General features: G+C 69.7%; 1 protein-coding gene. It reads left to right on the top strand.

Annotation, left to right across the window (positions count from 1 at the left end; all coding sequences use genetic code 11):
• Positions 1-5,689, top strand: a 5,689-nt coding sequence (locus ACIPEK_RS46120; RefSeq protein ID WP_402008885.1) for an amino acid adenylation domain-containing protein, incomplete at both ends; no start/stop codon positions are given.

The raw sequence follows: 5,689 nt of genomic DNA, 5'->3' as shown, positions 1-5,689 counted from the left end.
AACCACCGTCCACGTCACCACCAACGACATCGACGAACACCAACTGGACAACGGCACCACCAGGATCGGGCGGGCCCTCCCGGACCTCCGACTCCGGATCATGGATCAGCACGGCAATCCCGCGCCGATCGGTGTCATCGGCGAACTGTACGTATCAGGGGCGGGGCTCGCGCGCGGGTACGATGCGCGGCCGGCCCTCACGGCTGAGCGTTTCGTCCCCGATCACCTGGGACGGACACCGGGGGCCCGGCTCTACCGCAGTGGGGACCTCGCCCGCTGGACACCCTCCGGCGACCTCGAATACCTGGGCCGGGCCGACGCACAGGTCAAGATCCGCGGATACCGCATCGAACTCGGCGAGATCGAGGCCCAGTTGGCTCGGTTGGCCGGTCTTCTTGAGGCCGTTGTCCTTCCGTATCAGGAGACGAACGGCCGTACGGATCTGGTCGCCTATCTCGTGCCGGGACCGGGCACCGACCGGCCCACCACCAGCGAACTCCGCGACGCCCTCGCCGGACATCTCCCCGACTACATGATCCCGAGGAACTTCGTCCTCCTCGACGCCCTCCCCCTCACCCCGCAGGGAAAGCTCGACCGACGCTCCCTGCCCGCCCCCACCACCGAACGCCCTGCCCTCGAAACAGAGTTCACCCCGCCCCTTCCCGGAACCGAAGAAGCTCTCGCCACCATCTGGGCCGACATCCTCGGCGTCGACCGCATCGGCCGCCACGACAACTTCTTCGACCTCGGCGGCGACTCCATCCGCAGCATCCAGATACTCGGCCGAGCCCGCGACAACGGACTCACCTTCCACCTCCAGGACCTCTTCCACCACCCCACACTCGCCGGCCTCGCCACCACCACAGCCACAACCCAGCCCACCACCACACCGCCCACCACCACCCAGCCCTTCTCCCTCCTCACACCCCACGACCGCAACCAACTCCCCGACCACCTCGACGACGCCTATCCCATGGCCGAACTCCAAGTCGGCATGGTCTACGAAATGCAACGCGACCCCGACCGCAACCCCTATCTGAATGTGACGTCGCTGCATCTCCCGGGCCGGTTCGAGCAGGAAGCCTTCTGTGCGGCAGTGTCCATGGTGGTGGAGCGGCATCCTGTGCTGCGTACCTCTTTCGACCTCAGTGGTCTGTCCGTGCCGATGCAATTGGTGCACGCGGAAGTCGAAACACCTCTCGGCCTGGTGGATCTGCGCGGGCTGAGCAAGGCCCGGCAGCGGCGTGAGCTGGCCGATTACGTCCGTGGGGAGCGGACGAAGGGGTTCGATCCGGCGGTGGCGCCGTTGTGCCGGATGGCCGTCCATGTGCTGTCCGACGACGCCTTCCAGTGGACCGTCACCGACCACCACGCCATCCTCGACGGCTGGAGCCTCGCCTCCACCCTCGCCGAAATCACCGACACCTACCACACCCTCCTCGACGGCAGCACTCCATCACTCCCGCCCCTCCGCTCCACCTACCGCGACTACATCGCAGCCGAACAAAACGCACTCACCACCCCCAAACACGCCACCTACTGGCACAACCTCCTCACCGACCGCCCCGACACCCGCCTCCCCCGCCACAGCCACAGCGGCAACGGCAACGGCAACGGCAACGGCAACACCCTGCTCATCGGGGACCGGCTCGACGACGAGGTGCATGAGCATGACGGCACCGGCGGGTACGGAGCGCTGGTCACCGTCGTGCCGCCGGAGCTCCTGTCGGCGCTGGAGGGCAGCGCCGCCCGGATCGGTGTGCCGTTCAAGGCCGTCGTCCTGGCCGCCCACGTGCGGGTTCTGAGTCTGGTCACCGGCAACGCGGATGTCGTCACAGGGCTGTCGTCCAACGGGCGGCTCGAGGAGACCGACGGCACCGAGGTGCGGGGGCTCTTCCTCAATTCGCTGCCTTTCCGGCTGCGGCTGCCGGACGGCAGCTGGGCGGATCTGGCGCGCGCCGTGTTCGATGCCGAACGGGAGATGCTGCCGCACCGCAGGTACCCCATGCCGGCGCTGCAACGTGCGCTGGGCGGCGACCCCCTGTTCGAGACCGGCTTCGTCTACAACCACTTCCGCCACGTGGACGAACTGGCCGAGGGGGGCCGTGCCTCGGTCTCCGGGCCGCACGACGAGACGGCCGCCGGTGTCGCCCGGACCAGCTTCCCGCTGCATGTGGCCATGAGCCGCGAACCGGGCCTGTCCGGTATGCGGATGGAGCTGGAGTACGACGCCAGGGAGTTCCCCGCGGAGCAGATGCGTCTGATCCGCGACTACCACCTGCGGGCGCTGCGGGCGATCGCCGAGAATCCGGACGCCGCCCACCGAGCTGCTGTCCTGCTCGGCGAGGCCGAGCGGGCTCTGCTGGAGCGCTGGAACGACAACGCAGCCGCTGTCCCGTCCACACCCGTCCACGAGCTGGTCGAGGCGCGGGCGGCGGCGCAACCCCACCGCGTCGCCGTGGTCTCCGGGGAGCGGTCCCTGACATATGGCGAACTCGATGCGCGTGCCGACCGGCTGGCCCGTCATCTGCGCCGGCTGGGCGTCGGCCCCGAGGTCTTCGTCGGGGTCGGCCTGGACCGTTCGCCCGAACTGGTCGTCGGGCTGCTGGCCGTACTCAAGGCCGGTGGGGCCTACGTACCGCTGGATGTCTCCTTCCCCGCGGTCCGGCTCGCGGACATGCTCCAGGAGGCGGACGTGCGGGTGGTCCTGGCCGGGGCGAGTACTGCGGAGCTGGTTCCGCAGGGGCCGTGGGAGACGTTCGACATGGACACCGTCGTGCTTCCCGAGGAGGCGTCGCCCGGCCGGGTCCCGGAGGCCGGCGCCGGGCCGGACAACGCCTGCTACGCCATCTTCACCTCCGGTTCCACAGGACGGCCGAAGGGTGTGGTGACCCGGCACCGCAACGTGACCGAGCTGCTGCACGGCGGCCCCGCGATGGAGCTGCGGGAGGACGACACCGTTCTCCAGATCGCGACGGTCGCCTTCGATGTCTCCGCCTTCGAGATATGGGCGCCGCTGGCGGCGGGGGCCCGGCTCGTGCTCGCTCCACCGGGACGGTACGCCCCGGCCGATGTGGCGGGTTGGGTGACGGATCACGGCGTGACGGTCCTCCACGCAACCGCCTCGCTGTTCACCCTGCTCGTGGACGAGCAGCCGCAGACGTTCGACGGACTGCGCCGACTGCTCACCGGCAGTGAGACGGTTTCCGCACCGCACGCCGGCCGGATCCTCGCCCGTCGCCCTGAACTTGAGCTGGTCAACTGCTGGGGGCCGACGGAGACCACCACGTTCTCCGTCTGCGGCATCTTCACCGCGGACTCGCTCCCGGCCGGCCCGCTGCCGCTCGGCACACCGCTGGCCAACACCGAGGTCCGGGTGCTGGACGAGGCCGGCCATCCTGTGCCCGTGGGCAGCCCGGGTGAGCTGTACGTGGCCGGGCCGTGCCTCGCACGCGGCTATCTCGGCAGACCCGCGCTGACCGCCGAGCGCTTCCTGCCGCATCCCTGCGTGCCGGGTGCTCGGCTGTACCGCACGGGTGACCGGGGGCGCTGGTCGACCGAGGGCCGGGTGGAGTTCCTCGGCCGGGTCGACCACATGGTCAAGATTCGCGGCTACCGGGTGGAGCCCGGCGAGGTGAGCGCGGCGATCGGCGCTCATCCGCGCGTTCGCCAGTGTGTCGTGGCAGCGCAGCGGGACGCGTCGGGCCGGGCCGATCTGGTGGCGTACGTGGTGTGCGACGCCCCGGCGCCCCATGTGTCCGAACTGCGGTCGGCGCTGCGGGAGAAGCTGCCGGAGTACATGCTGCCGAAGGCATTCGTGTTTCTCGACGCGTTCCCGCTGACGGCCCAGGGCAAGGTGGACCGCGACAGGCTCCCCGCACCGTCCGGGGACCGCCCGGAGCTGTCGTCCCAGTACGTGGCGCCGCTGCCCGGGGTGGAGGAGCGGCTGGCGGTGATCTGGCGTCAGGTCCTCGGGGTGGACAGGATCGGCCGGCACGACAACTTCTTCGACCTGGGCGGCGACTCGATCCGCAGCATTCAGGTGATCGGACGGGCCCGGGAGGAGGGTCTGCTGCTCACGCTGCCCGTGCTGTTCCGGTCGCCGACGCTCGCCGCGCTGGGCACCGAGGTGACTGCGGTGACGGCGGACCTGCTCCCCGCACCGACGGCGGAGCCGTTCGTCCTGTTGTCGGCGAAGGACCGGCAGGCGCTGCCGGAGGGGCTGGTGGACGCCTATCCGATGGCGGCCCTGCAGGTCGGCATGGTCTACGAGATGGAGATCGACCCGGACCGCAATCCTTACCACAACGTCAGTACGGTGCGGCTCGGCGAGCGGTTCGGGGAGGACGCCTTCCGGCGGGCCGTCGAGCTGACGGTGGGCCGACACGATGTCCTGCGTACCTCGTTCGACCTGAGCGGATACAGCGAGCCGGTTCAGCTCGTGCACGAGCGGGCCGAGCCGCCGCTGACCGTCGTCGATCTGCGGGATCAGGACGACGGTACGCAACGGGCGGCGGTGGCGGAGTGCGTCCGTGGCGAACAGGACGAGGGCTTCTCGGTAGCGGTGGCGCCGTTGTTCCGGATGACGGTCCATGTGCTGTCCGACGACGCCTTCCAGTGGACCGTCACCGACCACCACGCCATCCTCGACGGCTGGAGCCTCGCCTCCACCCTCGCCGAAATCATCGACACCTACCACACCCTCCTCGACGGCCACACCCCCACACTGCCGCCCCTCCGCTCCACCTACCGCGACTACATCGCAGCCGAACACAACGCACTCACCAACCCCGAACACACCACCTACTGGCACAACCTCCTCACCGACCGCCCCGGCACCCGCCTCCCCCGCCACACCACTGCTCTTCCCGACGGACTCGCGGGGCTGTGCAGCGCGGGCGAGGTGCACCGCAACGACGCGGAGCGCCGGCACGGGGAATTGGTCACGCCCCTGCCGGTCGGTCTGGGCGATGGTCTCGACCGGTTCGCCCGGCGTTGTGGGGTGCCGCTGAAGTCCGTGCTGCTGGCAGCGCATCTGCGGGTGATGAGCCTCGCCACCGGCAGCCGGGACGTCGTCACGGGGCTGTCATCCAACGGACGGCTGGAGGAGACCGACGGCACCGAGGTGCGAGGGCTCTTCCTCAACACGCTGCCGTTCCGGCTGGAGCTGCCGGACGGCAGTTGGCGGGACCTCGCGCGCGCGGTGTTCGAGGCCGAGCAGGACCTGCTGCCCCATCGCAGGTACCCGATGTCCGCGATCCAGCGCGAACTGGGCGGGGAACCGCTCTTCGAGACCGGCTTCGTGTACAACCATTTCCGCCAGATCGACGCACTCGCCGGTGGGGCGGACACGGACGACGATCGCGCCCGTGCGACCGGAGGCGGGCGGACCCACTTCCCGTTGCTGGTGGCCGTCAGCCAGGAGCCCGGGCACCAGGGGCTGAGCCTGGAGATGGAGTACGACAGCGGCGAACTGGCCCCCGTCCAGGTTTCGTTGATGCGCGACTCGTATGTGCGGGTGCTGGAGTCGATGGTCTGCGAACCGGACACCGCGTTCGGGGACGTCGTCCTGCTGGGAGACACAGAGCGGGAGCTGGTGGAGTCGTGGGCGGGTGACGGCGGAGAACTCCCGGTCGGCGCGATCCACGAACTGGTCATACGCCGCGCGCTGGAGACCCCCGACGCCGTG

It is taken from the genome of Streptomyces sp. NPDC088246, assembly GCF_044741025.1.
In the GTDB taxonomy this organism is placed as follows: Bacteria; Actinomycetota; Actinomycetes; order Streptomycetales; family Streptomycetaceae; genus Streptomyces.
Note: the sequence above shows the minus strand (reverse complement) of the source record. Positions and strands in the feature narration are given on the sequence as shown.